Below are 925 nucleotides of genomic sequence, written 5' to 3'. Positions count from 1 at the left end.
CCAGACAACGAACGTGGTCAGGAATGAAACGCTATGAGCCAAGCCATTGCATATATCCGCGTCAGCACTGCCAAGCAGGGCCGGAGTGGTCTGGGCATGGAAGCACAGCAAGCTGCAATCTCACACTTTGCTGAAGCGGAAGGCTTGGAGGTGGTGGAAGTCTTCACAGAGATTGAAACCGGCAAGGGGGCTGATGCTCTGAGCAAGCGGCCTCAGCTCTGTGCTGCGTTGGAAAAGGCACGGCGGAGGGGCTGTCCGGTCATTGTTGCCAAACTGGATCGCCTGAGCCGTGACGTGGCGTTCATTGCTGGTCTGATGGCGGAACGTGTTCCGTTTATCGTGGCGGAGCTTGGAAAAGATGCAGACCCTTTCATGCTCCATATCTGGGCTGCCATGGCTGAGAAAGAGCGGAGGATGATTAGCGACCGGACCAAGGCTGCCCTTGCGGCTGCCAAGGCTCGTGGCGTGGTGCTTGGTGGTTATCGTGGTGGCCCCGCTGTGGATCACCAGAAGGGCACGCAGGCCGCCCAGAAGGCTGCACAGGGCTTTGCGGAGGACGTGGGGCCGCTGGTGCAGGAATTGGCGTCTGGCGGCTTGTCGCTGCGTCAGGTGGCAGCCCGATTGACAGAGCAGGGGATCAGAACAGCAAGAGGCGGAAAGGTCTGGACGGCTGCCGGGGTTTCTCGTGTTCTGGCTCGATCATCATAACTGACTGATAATGCAGAAGGTTTCCATTGGGATGGGGCTAACGAAGAAAAGGCAATAAAACGGATTGCTTGTGCCGTGCAGGGCTTGCGGATAGCCTAATGCTTCTTGACTGCTGCTGGTGCTACCGATCCGGTGGTGAGTCTGTCGGTAGTTGTTTTGTGACAGTTTTCTGCGGTTTTTTCCTCTTTTGCGAAAAGTCCCTCCCTCTCCGCCAGAT

The 925-nt window shown here is 57.2% G+C and carries 2 protein-coding genes; one reads left to right on the top strand and one right to left on the bottom strand.

The genetic code is table 11. The features are described 5' to 3' along the window. The first annotated feature begins 33 nt into the window (after positions 1–33). Positions 34–708 carry a recombinase family protein gene (locus AD928_RS00135; RefSeq protein WP_062247317.1) on the top strand — a complete coding sequence of 225 codons (675 nt, stop codon included), beginning with the start codon at positions 34–36 and terminating at the stop codon, positions 706–708. Here AD928_RS00135 and AD928_RS15010 read toward each other — a convergent pair. Further along, positions 703–925, bottom strand: a 223-nt coding sequence (locus tag AD928_RS15010; protein ID WP_209436617.1) for a hypothetical protein, incomplete at its 5' end; no start/stop codon positions are given. The two genes, AD928_RS00135 and AD928_RS15010, sit on opposite strands and share 6 nt — an antisense overlap.

This window comes from Acetobacter cerevisiae (assembly GCF_001580535.1).
GTDB lineage: Bacteria > Pseudomonadota > Alphaproteobacteria > Acetobacterales > Acetobacteraceae > Acetobacter > Acetobacter cerevisiae.
The sequence above is the reverse complement of the archived record's forward strand: the minus strand, read 5'-3'. Positions and strand labels throughout refer to the sequence as shown.